The organism is Corynebacterium sp. CCUG 51687 (assembly GCF_024453995.1).
GTDB classification, from domain to species: domain Bacteria; phylum Actinomycetota; class Actinomycetes; order Mycobacteriales; family Mycobacteriaceae; genus Corynebacterium; species Corynebacterium pseudogenitalium.
In genome coordinates this window covers 17,921-32,596 of record NZ_JAGPYT010000008.1, presented here as the reverse complement: position 1 = coordinate 32,596, position 14,676 = coordinate 17,921, and the positions used below count along the sequence as shown (strand labels likewise).

14 protein-coding genes and 1 tRNA gene are annotated in these 14,676 nt (G+C 60.4%); 4 read left to right on the top strand and 11 right to left on the bottom strand.

All coding sequences use genetic code 11. From position 1 onward, the window contains the following. Positions 1–6 precede the first annotated feature (6 nt). From nrdE to KBX13_RS08325, 9 genes are all read right to left on the bottom strand, one after another. Positions 7–2,202 carry a class 1b ribonucleoside-diphosphate reductase subunit alpha gene (gene nrdE / locus KBX13_RS08375; RefSeq protein ID WP_052205721.1) on the bottom strand — a complete coding sequence of 732 codons (2,196 nt, stop codon included), beginning with the start codon at positions 2,200–2,202 and terminating at the stop codon, positions 7–9. 67 nt (positions 2,203–2,269) lie between these two features. Then, complete coding sequence (gene nrdI / locus KBX13_RS08370; protein WP_052093126.1) at positions 2,270–2,719, bottom strand: class Ib ribonucleoside-diphosphate reductase assembly flavoprotein NrdI; 450 nt, start codon at positions 2,717–2,719, stop codon at positions 2,270–2,272. A gap of 116 nt (positions 2,720–2,835) precedes the next feature. Continuing rightward, positions 2,836–3,516, bottom strand: coding sequence for a metal-dependent transcriptional regulator (locus KBX13_RS11475; RefSeq protein ID WP_022862719.1), 681 nt, complete (start codon positions 3,514–3,516; stop codon positions 2,836–2,838). A 369-nt stretch (positions 3,517–3,885) separates the two neighbouring features. Continuing rightward, entirely contained in the window at positions 3,886–4,305 is a 420-nt protein-coding gene (locus KBX13_RS08350; RefSeq protein WP_256021687.1) for a single-stranded DNA-binding protein, read from the bottom strand. Positions 4,306–4,390: 85 nt separating this feature from the next. Then, the gene (locus tag KBX13_RS08345; protein WP_165482993.1) at positions 4,391–4,534 is read right to left on the bottom strand and encodes a hypothetical protein; all 144 of its coding nucleotides are present in this window, start codon (positions 4,532–4,534) and stop codon (positions 4,391–4,393) included. A gap of 165 nt (positions 4,535–4,699) precedes the next feature. Beyond that, positions 4,700–5,722 (bottom strand): DUF4192 domain-containing protein, encoded by a 1,023-nt coding sequence (locus tag KBX13_RS08340; protein ID WP_256021686.1) that lies wholly within the window; start codon positions 5,720–5,722, stop codon positions 4,700–4,702. Between the two features lie 170 nt (positions 5,723–5,892). Next, entirely contained in the window at positions 5,893–6,012 is a 120-nt protein-coding gene (locus KBX13_RS08335) for a helix-turn-helix domain-containing protein (RefSeq protein WP_083583987.1), read from the bottom strand. 252 nt (positions 6,013–6,264) lie between these two features. Next, a tRNA-Met gene (locus KBX13_RS08330) sits at positions 6,265–6,338 on the bottom strand. A gap of 134 nt (positions 6,339–6,472) precedes the next feature. Continuing rightward, a complete protein-coding gene (locus KBX13_RS08325) occupies positions 6,473–9,367 on the bottom strand; it encodes a UPF0182 family protein (RefSeq protein ID WP_370687328.1) in 2,895 nt (964 codons plus the stop codon). 175 nt (positions 9,368–9,542) lie between these two features. Between KBX13_RS08325 and KBX13_RS08320 the strand changes: the two genes are divergently transcribed. Beyond that, complete coding sequence (locus KBX13_RS08320; protein WP_256001015.1) at positions 9,543–10,040, top strand: PPA1309 family protein; 498 nt, start codon at positions 9,543–9,545, stop codon at positions 10,038–10,040. 19 nt (positions 10,041–10,059) lie between these two features. Further along, positions 10,060–10,728 (top strand): hypothetical protein, encoded by a 669-nt coding sequence (locus tag KBX13_RS08315; RefSeq protein ID WP_256008566.1) that lies wholly within the window; start codon positions 10,060–10,062, stop codon positions 10,726–10,728. On the opposite strand, the gene KBX13_RS08310 is transcribed toward KBX13_RS08315, so the two are convergent. Beyond that, on the bottom strand, positions 10,725–11,813 hold the full coding sequence (locus KBX13_RS08310) for a PDZ domain-containing protein (protein WP_256021746.1): 1,089 nt from the start codon (positions 11,811–11,813) through the stop codon (positions 10,725–10,727). The genes KBX13_RS08315 and KBX13_RS08310 overlap by 4 nt on opposite strands. 93 nt (positions 11,814–11,906) lie before the next feature. On the opposite strand from KBX13_RS08310, the gene KBX13_RS08305 reads away from it, so the two are divergent. Beyond that, entirely contained in the window at positions 11,907–13,268 is a 1,362-nt protein-coding gene (locus KBX13_RS08305; RefSeq protein ID WP_256021682.1) for a zinc-dependent metalloprotease, read from the top strand. Here KBX13_RS08305 and KBX13_RS08300 read toward each other — a convergent pair. Beyond that, positions 13,265–13,774 (bottom strand): M48 family metallopeptidase, encoded by a 510-nt coding sequence (locus tag KBX13_RS08300; protein WP_256001005.1) that lies wholly within the window; start codon positions 13,772–13,774, stop codon positions 13,265–13,267. The genes KBX13_RS08305 and KBX13_RS08300 overlap by 4 nt on opposite strands. A 55-nt stretch (positions 13,775–13,829) precedes the next feature. Between KBX13_RS08300 and KBX13_RS08295 the strand changes: the two genes are divergently transcribed. Further along, positions 13,830–14,669 (top strand): hypothetical protein, encoded by an 840-nt coding sequence (locus KBX13_RS08295; RefSeq protein WP_256021680.1) that lies wholly within the window; start codon positions 13,830–13,832, stop codon positions 14,667–14,669. Positions 14,670–14,676 lie beyond the last annotated feature (7 nt).

Here is a 14,676-nt window from a genome sequence, read left to right as displayed (position 1 = left end):
GTGTTCCTACAGAGCACAGGAAACGCAGCCTTCGACCTCGGTTCCCTGGAGTGCAGGTTGGCGTAAACGGATGTAGTACAAGGTCTTGATTCCGGCTTTCCAGGCATAGATTTGTGCCTTGTTGATGTCCCGCGTAGTGGTGTCAGCGGTGAAGAACAAAGTCAGGGAAAGCCCTTGGTCCACGTGTTGGGTGGCCATAGCGTAGGTGTCGATGATTTTTTTGTACCCCACGGTGTAGGAGTCATCGAAATACTCCAAGTTGTCGTTGGTCATTTCCGGTGCGGGGTAGTACACGCGCCCCAAGCGGCCTTCCTTGCGTATTTCAATCTTGGAGGCAATCGGGTGTATGGACGCGGTGGAGTCATTGATGTAGGAAATTGATCCAGTGGGTGGAACTGCCTGCAAGTAGGCGTTGTAGATGCCGTCTTGCATCACTTGGTTCTTGAGCCGTAGCCAATCCTCGCGTTGAGGAATCTGCACGCCAGCCTCATGGAATAGCTGTTTTACGTGGTCAGTGGCCGGCGCCCAGTCTTGGTCGATGTACTTGTCGAAGTAGACGCCAGTGGCATAGGTGGATTCTTCAAAGCCAGTGAATCGTTGACCTTTCTCAACCGCTAGCGCATGGGATGCACGGAGCGCATGATAGGTCACGGTCAGGAAATAGATATTTGTAAAGTCCAGTGCTTCGGCGCAGCCATAAGGAATACGCTTGGAAGCCAGGAAACCGTGGAGATTCATTTGGCCCAACCCGATGGCATGCATGGATGCATTACCGTGAGCGATGGAAGGAACAGCTTCGATATTTGTTAGGTCTGAGACCTTCGTGAGAGCGCGCACCGCGGTTTCAACAGTTTCCCCAAAGTCCGGTGATTCAAAAGCTTTAGCGATGTTGAGCGACCCTAGATTGCAGGAAATGTCCTGGCCAACGGTGGTGTAGTTACCTGAGGCGCCGTAGGTGGATGGCGTGTTGACCTGGAGGATCTCACTACACAGATTGGACATATTGATATGTCCTTTGAGGGGATTAGCGCGGTTGACCGTATCCTCAAAGAGTATGTAGGGGTATCCAGATTCAAACTGAAGCTCAGCCAGCGTGGTGAAAAACTCGCGGGCCTTGATAGTCGTATGAGAAATTCGCGGATTGGAAACCAGCTCGTCGTAATACTCGGTGATAGACATGTCAGACATGGCTACGCCGTACTCGCGAGCGATGTCATACGGGCTAAAAAGATGCATATCCTTGTTCTCTTTGGCCAGCTGGAAGGTTATATCTGGAATAACAACTCCCAGCGAAAGAGTCTTAATGCGGACTTTCTCATCGGCATTTTCCCGCTTGGTATCCAGGAAACGAAGAATATCTGGATGGTGCGCATGTAGGTAGACGGCTCCAGCGCCCTGTCGAGCGCCCAATTGGTTGGCATAGCTGAAGCTATCTTCCAGAATTTTCATGACTGGGACTACGCCGGAAGCTTGGTTCTCAATCTTTTTGATTGGGGCTCCGGATTCGCGCAGATTGCTCAGTAACAAGGCCACACCACCGCCGCGTTTTGAAAGCTGCAGTGCAGAGTTCACGCTGCGGCCAATGCTTTCCAAATTGTCTTCGATGCGAAGGAGGAAGCAGGAGACCATTTCGCCACGCTGGGCTTTTCCTGCGTTGAGAAAAGTAGGGGTGGCGGGCTGGAAGCGTCCGGTCATGATGTCATCCACCAGCTTCTCCGCAAGCTCTTCATCGCCCTGTGCAAGGTACAAAGCTGTGGTGGCGACGCGTTCTTCGTAGCCTTCCAGAAATCGCGAGCCATCAAAGGTTTTCAGTGCGTATGAAGTAAAGAACTTAAATGCGCCGAGGAAAGTGCGGAACTGATGCTTGGCTCGGTGGGCTCTGTCGTACATAGTGCACAGAAAATCGTCATCATAAAGCTCAAGGAATTCCCGCTCGTAGTATTCGTTATCAACCAACCACTCCAAGCGCTGCTTGGTGGATTCAAACTGATGCATGCGGGGAGTGACATGGTGCGCTAAAAAGTCTTGTGTTGCCTCAATGTCCTTGTCGAACTGGATTCTTCCCGAATCGTCGAATAGGTTCAGCTGCGCGTTGAGTGCATGGTAGCTCTTGCGCTTACCGACACCGCCGGCATCGTCTGCTGAAGCGGTGCGGGGCGTAGGGCCAATGGGCTGTGTGGGGGTGGCCTTAAGTGGCGGCATTGTGGTTTCCAATCTGTGTGTTGCGGATGTGGTCTTCATTTTGTGGGAAATCAATGGGGTGTAATTGTTAGTTGCTTTGCTGCTCCCAAAACTTGTGAAGGCCCTGCTTTACAGCGGCAACGTCCTTCTGCGTGCCGAGTAGCTCGAAGTGATACAGCTCTGGAACGTGGCACTTAGCGGAAATGATGCGGCCGGCGACGCAGTAAGCGCTTCCGAAGTTGGTATTGCCTGAGGTAATCACGCCCCGGATAAAGGAACGGTTGATTGGGTCATTGAGGAAGTCGATGACCTGTTTGGGGACTGCGCGTTTGAGCGAGCCACCGCCGTAGGTTGGAACGATGAGTACGTACGGGTGTGAAACCTGGATCATTCCGGTTTTCTTGGGCCGCAGTGGAATGCGCACTGCGGGTCTATCTAAGCGTTCGACGAATCTTTTTGTGTTTTCAGAAACGCTAGAAAAGTACACCAAATCTGGTGAGTCTGACATGACAATCCTGCTCATCCTGGCCTTAGCCATAAGTGGGATAGGTGATGATCGAAAAGATTAACTACGTACTACCGTAGTTGCAAACTACGCCGCACCGTAGTTTTTAAAAGGGCAGGTAGGGACAGGATTAATGAGAAAGGGAAAGACTACAGGCTGTGGTGTGCTACAAACACTGCGTCCGTAGCTGGGCGCCCAAGTACTACCCACTGAGTACTGTCGGCTACCTGTACTTCGAGCGATTCTGAAAAGGGCGTTCCTTCGCGCGTGGTAAGAACAGCCCCAATGACGATGCCTTGCTCTTTGAGGAAGGCCAGCAGTTGTGGGTCGGAATCAGAAATGCGTTCCACGGTCACCTGCGGTTGTGCGCCGCTGTCGGTGAGACGGTGCGCACTGGGGATAGTGACCTGTCCATCAACCGTAGGGATAGGGTCGCCGTGTGGATCCCTAGTGGGGTAATTGAGGAACTTATCCACGCGCTCTATGAGCATGTCAGACACCGCGTGTTCAAGATTTTCGGCTTCATCATGGACCTCGTCCCACGTATAATCCAATGCTTGAACCAAAAAAGACTCAAGCAATCGGTGGCGGCGCACCATGACCAATGCGTACTGCCTGCCAAGTTCGGTTAACTCCACAGAGCCATAGGGCGTGTGTGACACGAGCCCTTGCTTCGACATTTTGCGCACTGCATCGGAGACCGAGGAGAGCTTGAGTCCCAGCTGTTTCGCTATAAGTGTGGCGGTAACGGGCTCGGATGACCATTCCTTTAGCCCCCAGATAGCTTTCAAATAGTTCTGGGTACTGGTGGACAGCTCAGAAACAGACATGAGTAAATGTTAACCCAGCTTCCGTATGCGCCTTAGGCGCTGTGCCCCAACGCTCATAGCGAACAGAGGCCAAGTTTGAGAGGAATGCCGGTAAGGTGGGGCCAGTTAAAGCATTCTTCACTTGAAGGAGAACCACTAATGTCTGAGAAGGCTTCAATGAACTTGAAGTGCGCCAGCGTAGTGCGTAATGGAATGGCTAGTACACAGTGCAGTAAAACAGCGCATGTAATGGCTCATGTAATGCACTGTGTAGAGACAGAGCGTCTGGAGCAGGAGTATCAGCGCTCCCGTACTGGACGGCGACGGCGTTATGCGTGGTCTGTGCTGAAAAAATAACCCCGCAGGTTTCCCTGCGGGGTGTTGTTGCAACTAGAACGGCACTTCTTCAGAGTCATTAGCAGCAGCGTTATCTGCGCTGTTCTCGCGGCGTGCTGCTCGTGCCTCAGACTCCTTCTTGGAGTCGATCAGCTGCACAGTGTCGATGCGCGCTACCAGCGGATAGTTCTTGTTGCCGTCCTTATCGGTGTAGTTGTCAGTCTTCAGCGAGTAGCTCACTGCAACGCGATCACCAGCGCCGATGCATCCGAAGACGCCGAGGTTCTTGGCGTCAGCCACGTAGCCAGTGAGTTCGACAATCTCGGACTCGACCTTGCCGGTGGTCTTGTTCTTGAACGTATTACGTGCGTAGACGTTGAGCTTCACCGTCGCACCGCCGTTTGCGTGCTCAAAGATCTTCGGCTCGCGTGCTGCGTTGCCAACGATGGTGCCATTGTTAAACGGGTTGGACATTGTGATTTCTCCTTATATGAGTGAGTGTGTGATTGTCTTTCAATTGTGTGTTTGAGCAGCGGCTTTGCTGCTGCTGTAAGTGCTGTTACAGCACTGCCCAGGGCAGATGTGCCCCTGCTGCTTCCAGGTCGCGTAGCTCTTGTGCGGCACCCGGATCGGCGTCTTCGCCATCCATGCCGTCAGACATGAGGTAGAGCAGCTCTAGGTCTTCGTGGGTGTAGTGGTACATGGCGTGCCTCCGTGTCGTGGATTGATTCTCAATCCGTTCTTTGAGACAGCTCTGCTGTCTAGAGACCTCTCCCCTGCTCGGTGGAGATTTCCTTCTTCCCTGGTCACGGCGTGGGTAGAAAAGAAAAACCCCGCTACAGCAACTGCTGCAACGGGGTGTGAAGTACTAGTTTTCGAACAACTGCACGCGAGCCTGAGCACCGCCCTCGTGAACCACTTCTGCGAGACGACTGCCCTCGCCAATGTCGATTAACTTCGCCACCAGCGACGGGAACGTCTCTTTGCTGCTGATCTCGGTGGCCCTGTGTGCGGCAACGCCAGCCAGACCCGTCTGGCCGTTTGCCTGGGCCAGCACGGCGACAGTGGCCGTAAGCTGTGCCCTCATCCCAGGCCAGTGAGCCGGTACAGCGCGCATCACCTGCTCAGCGAACTTGAGACCTGCTTGTGGCTCCTCAAGCAGCGCAGCAAGCAATGGATCACGCAAGCGCGGTGTCGTGAAGCACTTCAGCGCAGATCGGATAGCACGCGCACTCGGCTGCGTCATCCCCGCCGCTGCCTGCTCGTACTCACGCTGCAGCACGTCGGAGAACATGGGCGGGATATACGCCAGCGCGTCTTCGATGATGTCGGCGTGCTCGGTAGCGTCGATGCCGTGATCGGTGCTGTTCAAACGTGCCTCGATGTCGTCTTTGCTCGGCTCCGGCAGCTCGCCGGTGTGCTCTAGCATCTGCCGCAGCGCCGCCGATGCGGCGACGTCGCCGACAACGCCGTGGCGCGGCTCGTCGATGAGCGGATGCTGATACACGGACCACCACGCAGCCCCGGTGACGATCTCAGGCACCTGCACCACCCCGAGCAGCGGCGGTAGGTGCACTGCCCCGCTGGTGAGATACGTTGCCGTCTCCTCGAAGACCGGCTGCGCAATGTCATCGCTGATCATGTACGCGATAACAGCGTCGAGTTCGAGGTGGTGGACCCACGCTGCGAACCGCTCGCGGCTCTCGGTGAGCTTTGCAACAGCTTCGTCCAGGTCGAACCGCGCGACCGGGCCGAGGCGGACGGTGTCGACGCCCTCGTCGTCGACGAAGAACGCGAGGATCAGCGAGTTGTTCGGGTAAAACCCGAGGATGCCGGGGAGGTTCGCGAGAATCTCGCCGTGGGATGCAAGCGTGTGAGAATGGGTGGACATGGCAGTGCTCCTTTGCACGAATACGGGGTGTATGTGGTCAATCCCGTATTCGGCCCGGCTCTGCCGATCGCAGGCGTATCCCAGCAGTGCAGCACTCATGTGTGCCGAGCGTCGCTAGCGCAGCCTGATGCCTTCTCGCCGGGTGCGAGCGCTAGCGACGCAGCCTGTGCCTAAGCGTCGGCTTCGATGCGCTTGAGAGCGCGATAGATCGTCGGCCGCGAGACGTTGAGTGTCCTGGCTACTGCGCTGACGGACTTGCCGCCCTCAATAAGCTTTCTCCCGAACGCCACGGTTGAGCAGTCTCACCCCCGAGATAGGCAGACCCCCCGAACTGCCGGCTCCCGTGGCGTTCCTTCGTTGCCGCCGACCTCGCAATCACTAAGCAATGCCCCGAAAACCTGCGCCGCTTCGTTGGAGCGTCGCAGCTCCGTTTGGTGCAGGATTTTGACCCTAGTACACCAGCTAGTGCACCAAAAGGTGATCCGCTCACAAAATGAAGAAGGCCCCTACCAGCATTTGCACTGGTAGGGGCCTTATCTTAGTAGCGGGGGCAGGATTCGAACCTACGACCTCTGGGTTATGAGCCCAGCGAGCTACCGAGCTGCTCCACCCCGCGTCGGGTGATATTTGATTTTCACCTGCTGCCTTAACGGGCAACGAGTGATAACTATACGCATACCTCTTTCAAACACCAAATCCCCTGCGCTCCTCACGGGTTCGCAGGGGATTCAAGTGGTTATACGAGAAGGGTTACATGCTCTGGTATTCCTTCACCGCACGGTCGAGCGCGTCGAGCGCCTTGCCGTACTCCTCGAAGGAGCCGTCACGGGCGCCTTCCAGATTGCGCAGCGCGTCGTTGATGTTGCTCAGAGCCTCGTCCTTGTTACCGGCAGCTGCTGGTGCTGGGGTCTCCGCCTTCTCACCATCGGCTGGTGCTTGCTCTGCTGGCTTCGTGTTGCCCTTGTCGTCGACGATGTCGATGTCCTGGGCGGCCTCAGAGTGAATGCCAACCTGCTTCAGTGCCTGGGAGATCGTCGGCGCGTAGCCAACCTGGCCGCGGTAGAACACGAGCACGCGCAGCAGCTTCGGGAAGGCGGATGCCTGGTCCTTGCGCTGCGAGTAAATCGGCTCCACGTAGAGGATCTCTCCCCCACCAACAGGCAGGGTGAGCAGGTTACCGTTCTTCAGGTCGTTGGTGCCCTTCCACAGGGTGCGGTCGCGCGCCACCTGATCAGAGGACATCAGGGCGTCCTGCGCCTGCTTCGGGCCCTGGGTCTGCGTGTTGGTTGGCAGCACGCGAACGGTGATCTGGCCGTAGTTCTCCGGGTCGGAGGACACGGACATGTGCGCGGACAGGAACTCACGGTTCAGGCCACGGAACGGCGTAATCAGCTGGAAGGAAGGCTGGTTGGTCTCCGGGTCGCCGGCGACCACGTAGTACGGAGGCTGGTTGAGCTCCTTGCGGCCTTCCGGCGCGGTCGGGTCGTTCGGCACGGACCAGAAGGCGTCGTTGTTGAAGAACACGCCTGGGTCGTTCACGTGGTAGCGGGCCAGCAGTTCGCGCTGAACCTTGAACAGGTCCTCTGGGTAGCGCAGGTGGTCGCGCAGCGAATCGGAGATGTCGCTTGCCGGGCGCACGGTGCCTGGGAACGCGCCCATCCATGCCTTGAGCACCGGGTCGTTCTCGTCGAACGCGTAGAGGTCCACAGTGCCGTCGTAGGCGTCAACGGTCGCCTTGACGGAGTTGCGGATGTAGCCGACGTTGTTGTTCAGCAGGCGCTGCGTGGTCCCGTCCGGGTTCAGCGCGTCCTGCGTCGTATCGGTCAGGGATTCGCGCGTTGCGTACGGCAGTTGGGACAGCGTGGTGTAGCCGTCCACGATCCACTTGATCTTGCCGTCGATCACGGCTGGGTACGTCTTGGAATCCGTGGTCAGCCACGGCGCAACTTTCTCAACGCGCTCGCGTGGGTCGCGGTCGTAGAGAATCTTGGACTCGGAGCCAACGCGGTCAGACAGCAGGAACTTCAGCTCCTGGTACTTCGCAGAGTACGCGATGCGGTTGACCCAATTGCCGATGTTGACGCCACCTTCGCCCTTGTAGGTGTAGGTGGAGCTGTCCGTGTCGTACTCGACGGGGCCCTGGCCGTTATCGCCGACGATGGCGTAGTCCAGCCCGTCGTTCGCAGAGGCGATCACCGGGCCGTAGTAGACGCGGGGCTCGTCGACCTGGATCCCCAGCTCGTCCGCCTGGTCCTTCTCAGCAGCGATCGCGTTGGACTGCAAGTCCGAGACAGTAAAGATTGGCAGGCCACCACGGGTGGAGCCTGCGTCCTGCGCGGCCTCGTCAACGCGGTTCGCCTGCGCTGCAATGAAGCCGTTGCCGTGGGTGTACACGGTGTGGCGGTTGATCCAGTCACGCTGGTTTTCGCGCAGCGCGTTCGGGTCCATCTCGCGGGCCGCGACGACAAAGTCGCGCATCTTGCCGTCAACCTCGTAGCGGTCCATCGCCAGCTGATCAGGGAAGCCGTAGAAGTTACGCAGCTGCTGGTTCTGGGTAAACGTCGGGGAAATGATCTCCGGGTCCAGCAGGCGAATGTTGCTGATCGTGGCGGCGTCGTCCGCAACCTTATCGTTGGAGACCTTTTCCGCGCCCCAGTTGTCCTGGTACTTCACCTGCTCGTCGGTCAAGCCGAACGCGTAGCGGGTGGCCTCAATGTTGCGGGCGATGTACTCGGCTTCCTTCGACTGGCGGTTCGGCTTGACCGAGAACTGCTCCAGCAGCGCCGGCCACACACCGCCGACCACGAGCGAGGACACGAGCATCAGCACTGCAGCCAGCACTGGAACGCGGAAGTCCTTATATACAACGGACGCGAAGAACGCCGCTGCGACGAGCACCGCGATGACCGTCAGAATCACCTTGGCTGGCAGCGAGGCGTTGACCGTGGTGTAGGACGCACCGGTGAAGATGTCGTTCTGGGAGTACAAGAGGGTGTAGCGCTCCAGCCAGTAGCTGACTGCCTTGAGCACCATCCACAGGCCGGCGGTCACGGCGAGCTGCACGCGAGCGGACGTCGAAATGTGGCCCGGCACCCCGCTAACCTTATTGCCGATGCGGATACCGCCCAGCAGGTAGTGGCCCACCGCGCCGACGATGAAGGCGACGAGCAGCAGGAGCGAGAGGCCATCGATAATCGCGGTGATACCCGGCAGTGCGAAGGCGTAGAACCCGAGGTCCTTGCCAAACTGCGGATCATTCACGCCGAAGGATTCCCCGTTGAACCACAGCATGAACGTGCGCCACAGGCGCTGCCCTGCCAGGCCGGAGAAGACCGCGATCACCACCGGAACCCACACCAAGAGCGTGCGAACGCCCTGCTGCAAGTTGACCTGGGTCCGCGTGTCGCCGACAACGGCTTCAAAGCTCAAGGCTTCTTTTGTGCGGCCGCGCCACGCAAGCCACGCGGCGAGGTAGGTGATCAGCGCGCCAACGGCGGCAAAAATAACAAACAACACCACTCGCGCCACGATGACGCGGTTGAAGACCCCACGGAAATCAAGCTCCCCGAACCAAAGAAAATCGGTGTAGAGACCGATCAGGATCGGGATGCAAAACAGCAATACACCGAGGACACCAATGGTGATGGCAAGTCCGGAGTTCTGTTTCTTCGCGTGGGGCTGTGGTTGGCTGAGGCGGGTGGCCAAATCCTGCTCCTTCGAAATAGTCTTAGTACGCGTATTAAGGTTCTACCTTAAAAAGTGTAACGCCTGAACTGACAGAAGGGTTCCCGTGCTCAACCAACAAGCATTAAATAAGGCCATGTCCGAAGCCGTCGAGTTCGTGCACGCGGAAGGCTGGGACCAAGGGCCAACGCTCTTCGCACTCGTGCCCTCCTCCCTGCTTGTGGACGAGCTCGAGCAACTCGAGGTTGACGACGCCTCTTCGCCCCTGACCCTCGTCGTGCAGGACAACCTGCCGGACAACATCCGCCCCGGCTCCGAGGAGCTGGCGGAGTACGTGGCACGTATCGCCTGGCCACACGCGGTGGAGGGAGCCGTGCTGGCACAGGAGATCATGTTCCGGGACACCAGCAGCGACGACCCCTCGCCGCGCCCGGCGCGCCTCTTCTCCGGTGTGTTGCGCGAGGAGGGCATCGAGCAGACGCTGCTGCAGATGCGCCTAACCGAGGAGGAGCTGGAGGAGCGCGGCCTGTTCGCCCAGGATGATATTGAGCTTCGCGGTGGGCCTAACGTGGCGCCGAATGTTATTGCTGCGTTACGCTACGGTTTGGAACAAGACCCTGATGAGCTGTCCTAAGAGGTTAAAGGAGCACAACGTGGCTACATTTTCGAACGTTTGGCGTCGGCGCGTCGGTACGCCAGCGGTGCTGGCGATGGCGCTGGTGGTAGCCACCGCGTGCGGTGGCAAGGACGAGCCATCGGAGGAACCGACCACGACGGAGGCACCAGCCTCCTCCACCGTTGAAACCACGGAGTCGCCGTCGGAGTCTGAGTCTGAGTCCGCGAAGGCTACGACGGAGGGGACGTCGACAAGCACCACGAGCACCACAAAGAAGGACGATAACGGCGTTGCTGAGGTCGCCAAGCAGTTCTCGACGCTCGCTCCGCCCGAGTTCTTCGAAAAGCTAGACAGCTGCACCCCGACCGGCCTCCCGGACGCGTTCGATTGCAGCAGCTCCGAGATGGGCCAGTTCCAGTTCATGGAGTCCGAGTCCGTCGCCACCACGAGTACGCAGGTGCTCACCGAGCTGCGCTCGAGCGAGGTCGTGGAGGACACCGGCCGTTTCGTGGTCGGCTGGTCCACGGTTGGGTCCTCCGCCGTGGTGACCGTCATTGATAATGACAAGGGCCAGATTATGAAGCAGCTGCTCACCATGGACCGCGAAGGCCCGCGCGAACACATCTACAAGCTCGGGCTGGCGAAGCGCCCGGAGGGCGCCACCACCCCTGCGGAGGCAACCACCTCCACCGAGTCTGAGTCCTAGCTGCAGCTGCGCACCGGCTGGCCGTGGGCGAACGCGTCCATGGCCTTCACGGCGTCATCAAGCGTTTTGACTGCCGCGACCTGCATCTCCCCGCTGTCCGTGCGCATGACTTCCGCGCAGTTGCCCTCGGGCGCGAGGAAAAGCTCGGCGCCTGCGTCGCGGGCACCGGCGATCTTGTGGGAGATGCCACCGATCGGGCCGACCTCCCCTGACTCATCAATCGTGCCGGTTCCGGCCACGAACTTCCCGCCGTTGAGCAGACCCGGCGACAACTTATCGATCACCGCCAGCGAGAACATCATCCCGGCACTCGGCCCGCCCACATCGTTGAGGTTGTAGGTCACCTGCACGCCGTCGGCCGGAGCGGACGTCATCAAGATCCCCAACATGGGCACCTTCTTATCCTCCGGATTCGCGCCGAGGGTGATCTCCTCCGTGTGCGGCGCGCCGTCACGCAGCACGTCGACGCTGAGCCGGTCGCCGGAGGCGTGCTCGCGCACGATCTGCTGCACCTGACGCGGCTGCGAGACGTCCTTCCCCCCGACCTTCGTGATGATGTCTGCCGCCTGCAGCGCACCGTTCGCGGCGCTGCCCTCCATCACCTCGTGAACCACCACTGTCGTCGGCCGGCCAAGGTAGTTCATCGCGGCGATCGTCGCCGCCGACTCCGAAGCAACGAATGCCTCCTGGTTGCGCTGCTTCATCTCCTCCCGGTTCGTATTCGGAGGCATGATCTGCTCCAGCGGCACAATCGTGTCATCCGTGGTGATCCAGCGGGTCAGCGCCTGCACCAGCGTCATATTGGTGCGCACAGACACCGTGGTCATGTTGAGGTTGCCCTCCGTTTTGTCGGAGTCCGCGCCCTCGATCTCAACAACGGGCACGCCCTCAACATCGCCGAGCGTGTTAAACGTCGGCCCCGGCCCCTGCGCCGCGTACGGCACGGCCAGGGAGATATCGGTGCCAGGAATATGGTCGAGGCTCAGCGCCGCGGCCAGCACCGCAAGGGGGATGGCGCCCCACACAATCGTGGCGAGGCGGCGGCTGCGCGGCTGTGCCTGTGCTTGTTCTTGCTCGGCGTTCATCACGCCCACAAATCTTAGATGTTCGCCCACAGCGTTGCGATTTTCCCGCTTGCACCCAACACAACCTGCGCACACGACTGTAGGGTGGTGCCTATGAGCAATGGATTCGGATTTACCTTCCCCAACAACGACAACGACGGTGACAACGGTGACGACGAGCGTCGCAACCAGCAGAACAACCCGTTCGCCGCGTTCGGGTTCGGGGGCAACGTTGGCGGTGGCCAAGGTGGCTTGGGCGAAATTTTGAACCAGTTTGGGCAGATGCTGTCCGGCATGGGCTCGACGATGAACGCCCGCACAGAGGGCGAGTCCGTGAACTTCGAAATGGCACTGCGTATGGCACGCCAGCACGTCGGCGACAAGGCTGCGGTCTCCGCGGGGGATCGCACCGCGGTTGAGGAGTCAGTACGCCTCGCCGACCTTTGGCTTGACGACGCCACTACGCTTCCTTCCGCGAACGCCCAGCCGCGCACGTGGAACGCAGACGACTGGCTGGTTGAGACCATGCCGATGTGGAAGCGCCTGGTCAACCCCGTTGCGGAGCAGATGAACCGTGCCCAGCGCGACACCATGCCTGCCGAGGCCCGCGAGATGATGGGCCCGATGGTCGGCATGATGGAGCAGATGAACGCCATGAACTTCGGCGTCAAGCTCGGCCACGCCCTCGGCGATCTTGCCGAGCAAGCCCTGACCGGCTCCGACTTCGGCCTGCCCGTCGCCCCAGCAGGGGTCACGGCCATCTTGCCGAAGAACGTCACCGCCGCCGCCAAGGGCCTCGAGATCCCCGGCCAGGAGGTCCTGGTCTACATCGTGGCCCGCGAGGCAGCGCGCCAGCGCCTGTTCAAGCACGTGCCGTGGCTCGTCGAGCGCCTCGTCTCCTCCGTTGAGGAATACGCGGCAGGCCTGGAGATCGATACCTCCCAGCTGGAGGAGATGGCCCGCGGGCTGAACCTGGAAAGCGGCGACCCGCAGGCCATCCAGGAGGCGCTGCAGCAGTTGGAGGGCGCGGACCTCTCCCCGCGCGTGACCTCCCGCAACGCATCCGCCACTGCCCGCCTGGAGACGCTGCTCGCGCTCGTCGAGGGCTGGGTCGACGTTGTCACCGACGCTTCCCTGGCAGACCGTATCCCGTCGACGCCGCAGCTCGCCGAGGCGTGGAACCGTCGCCGCGCAACGGGTGGCTCCGCCGAGCGCGCGTTCGCGAACGTCGTCGGCATCGAGCTGGGCGCCCCGAAGGTCCGCGAGGCCGCCGAGCTGTGGCGCCGCGTCGAAACCGCCGTGGGCCAGGCCCGCCGCGACCAGATCTGGGACCACCCGGACTTCCTGCCGGCCCCTGAGCACCTGTCCAACCCGGCGGCGTTCATCGACACCCTGCTGGACGATTCCTCCGACGACAACTTCGACGAAGAGCTCGCGCGCCTGGAAGAGGAGCTGCGCAAGAACGACGAGGACTAGCCTTCCCCGCCGAACCGCTGGTAGGCCTCAAGGTAGCCCTTCGCGCGTTCCGCGAGGGGCGCTTTGTCTGCCCACTCCCAGAACTTCGGGCCGTGCCCCGGAATGAAGGTGTGCGTCAGCTCGTGCACGATCACCGCGTCGAGCACGTAGCCCGGCACGTGCTGCAGCCTGTCACTGATCCGAATCGTGCCCGTTGACGGGGTGCAGCTTCCCCACCGCTTCGTCTGGTTCGACACCCACCGTATCGAGCCCACCTTCGCCCGCCCCTCAAGCACCTGCTCGTTGAGCACCTCCGCGCGCGCCTGAAGGTCGGCGTCGCTGACGTGCTGGTGGCGAGTCTTCTTCCGGATCTTTCGCAGCATCTCGGCCACCGCCTCGCGCTCCTCGCGCTCGCTGAACCGGGCTGGGATGCGTACTTCCACGACGCCGTCGATAAGCCGGGCCTGCACTGTGCGCGTGCGCCGCGGCGAGCGAATCACCCGATACTCAAACTCCGACTCTTGCATGCCGAAGATTGTATGCTGTACAACCGACACAGCTTAAGGGGCATGAGGGGGAAGCATGTGTAACCAGTCGGATACTGTCATTGCGCTGGCCATGGGGGTACAGGTACTCAGTAGGGGCCCGCACGCGCTGCAATTCGGGCTCGACGCCACACGCAGCGGCATCATCGAAGTCGGCGACGCCCGTGCGGTCGCCGCGGTGCTCGACTCGCTTTCGGCCCCGCAGGCACTCCCCGAGGTGGTTCGGCGGCTTGCGGTTTCCATGGACGCGGATGCCGCGCGCAGCCTCATCCAGGACCTCATTGCCTACCGCGTCCTCGTCGAAGTCTCCCGCCCGGAGGTACTGCTGATCGGCACCTCAACGCTTGCGAACACGCTGGTAGAAACACTGCGTGCCAGCGGCATCCACGTGCGCTCCCCCGAGCCCACCCAGCCACTGTCCCGCTTTCTTTTCGACGCCCCCTCGCCCCTCCCACTCATCATCGTCGACCAGGCACACCGCACCCGAGCGCTTGCCGCGTACACCAGGCACCGCACCGGCCCCGTGATTCCGGTGCTGCAGATCGACACCCGCGTCCTCGTCGGCCCCTACGCCGTCGGTGTGGAAGGCCCATGCCTGATCTGCCGCGAGCACTACCTGCTTGAGCGCGACCCACAGTGGGCAGCGATCGCCGCCGCGGCACCCGCCGGCGTGCGCAACCCGGACCCGGTCGTAATCCAGGCAGGCGTGGCCGCCGCAGCAACCATGACCAGGCGGATCTGCCAGCTGCCGGACCCGCCGGGCGTATCCGCCCCGGACCCCCGCACCGGCGACACCCTGCTTGTGGACCCCTTCAACCGCACCCCACTCAAGACGCTTCACCTGCAGCCACACCCCGACTGCCCGCTGTGCTTCTAGGTGGTTT

Coding starts and splice junctions, on each gene's coding strand:
- KBX13_RS08310 (WP_256021746.1), bottom strand. CDS start 11,813: ATGAACGCCGAGCAAGAACAAGCACAGGCACAGCCGCGCAGCCGCCGC.
- KBX13_RS08340 (WP_256021686.1), bottom strand. CDS start 5,722: ATGTCCACCCATTCTCACACGCTTGCATCCCACGGCGAGATTCTCGCG.
- nrdE (WP_052205721.1), bottom strand. CDS start 2,202: ATGCCGCCACTTAAGGCCACCCCCACACAGCCCATTGGCCCTACGCCC.
- KBX13_RS08305 (WP_256021682.1), top strand. CDS start 11,907: ATGAGCAATGGATTCGGATTTACCTTCCCCAACAACGACAACGACGGT.
- nrdI (WP_052093126.1), bottom strand. CDS start 2,719: ATGGCTAAGGCCAGGATGAGCAGGATTGTCATGTCAGACTCACCAGAT.
- KBX13_RS11475 (WP_022862719.1), bottom strand. CDS start 3,516: ATGTCTGTTTCTGAGCTGTCCACCAGTACCCAGAACTATTTGAAAGCT.
- KBX13_RS08350 (WP_256021687.1), bottom strand. CDS start 4,305: ATGTCCAACCCGTTTAACAATGGCACCATCGTTGGCAACGCAGCACGC.
- KBX13_RS08295 (WP_256021680.1), top strand. CDS start 13,830: ATGTGTAACCAGTCGGATACTGTCATTGCGCTGGCCATGGGGGTACAG.
- KBX13_RS08345 (WP_165482993.1), bottom strand. CDS start 4,534: ATGTACCACTACACCCACGAAGACCTAGAGCTGCTCTACCTCATGTCT.
- KBX13_RS08300 (WP_256001005.1), bottom strand. CDS start 13,774: ATGCAAGAGTCGGAGTTTGAGTATCGGGTGATTCGCTCGCCGCGGCGC.
- KBX13_RS08320 (WP_256001015.1), top strand. CDS start 9,543: ATGTCCGAAGCCGTCGAGTTCGTGCACGCGGAAGGCTGGGACCAAGGG.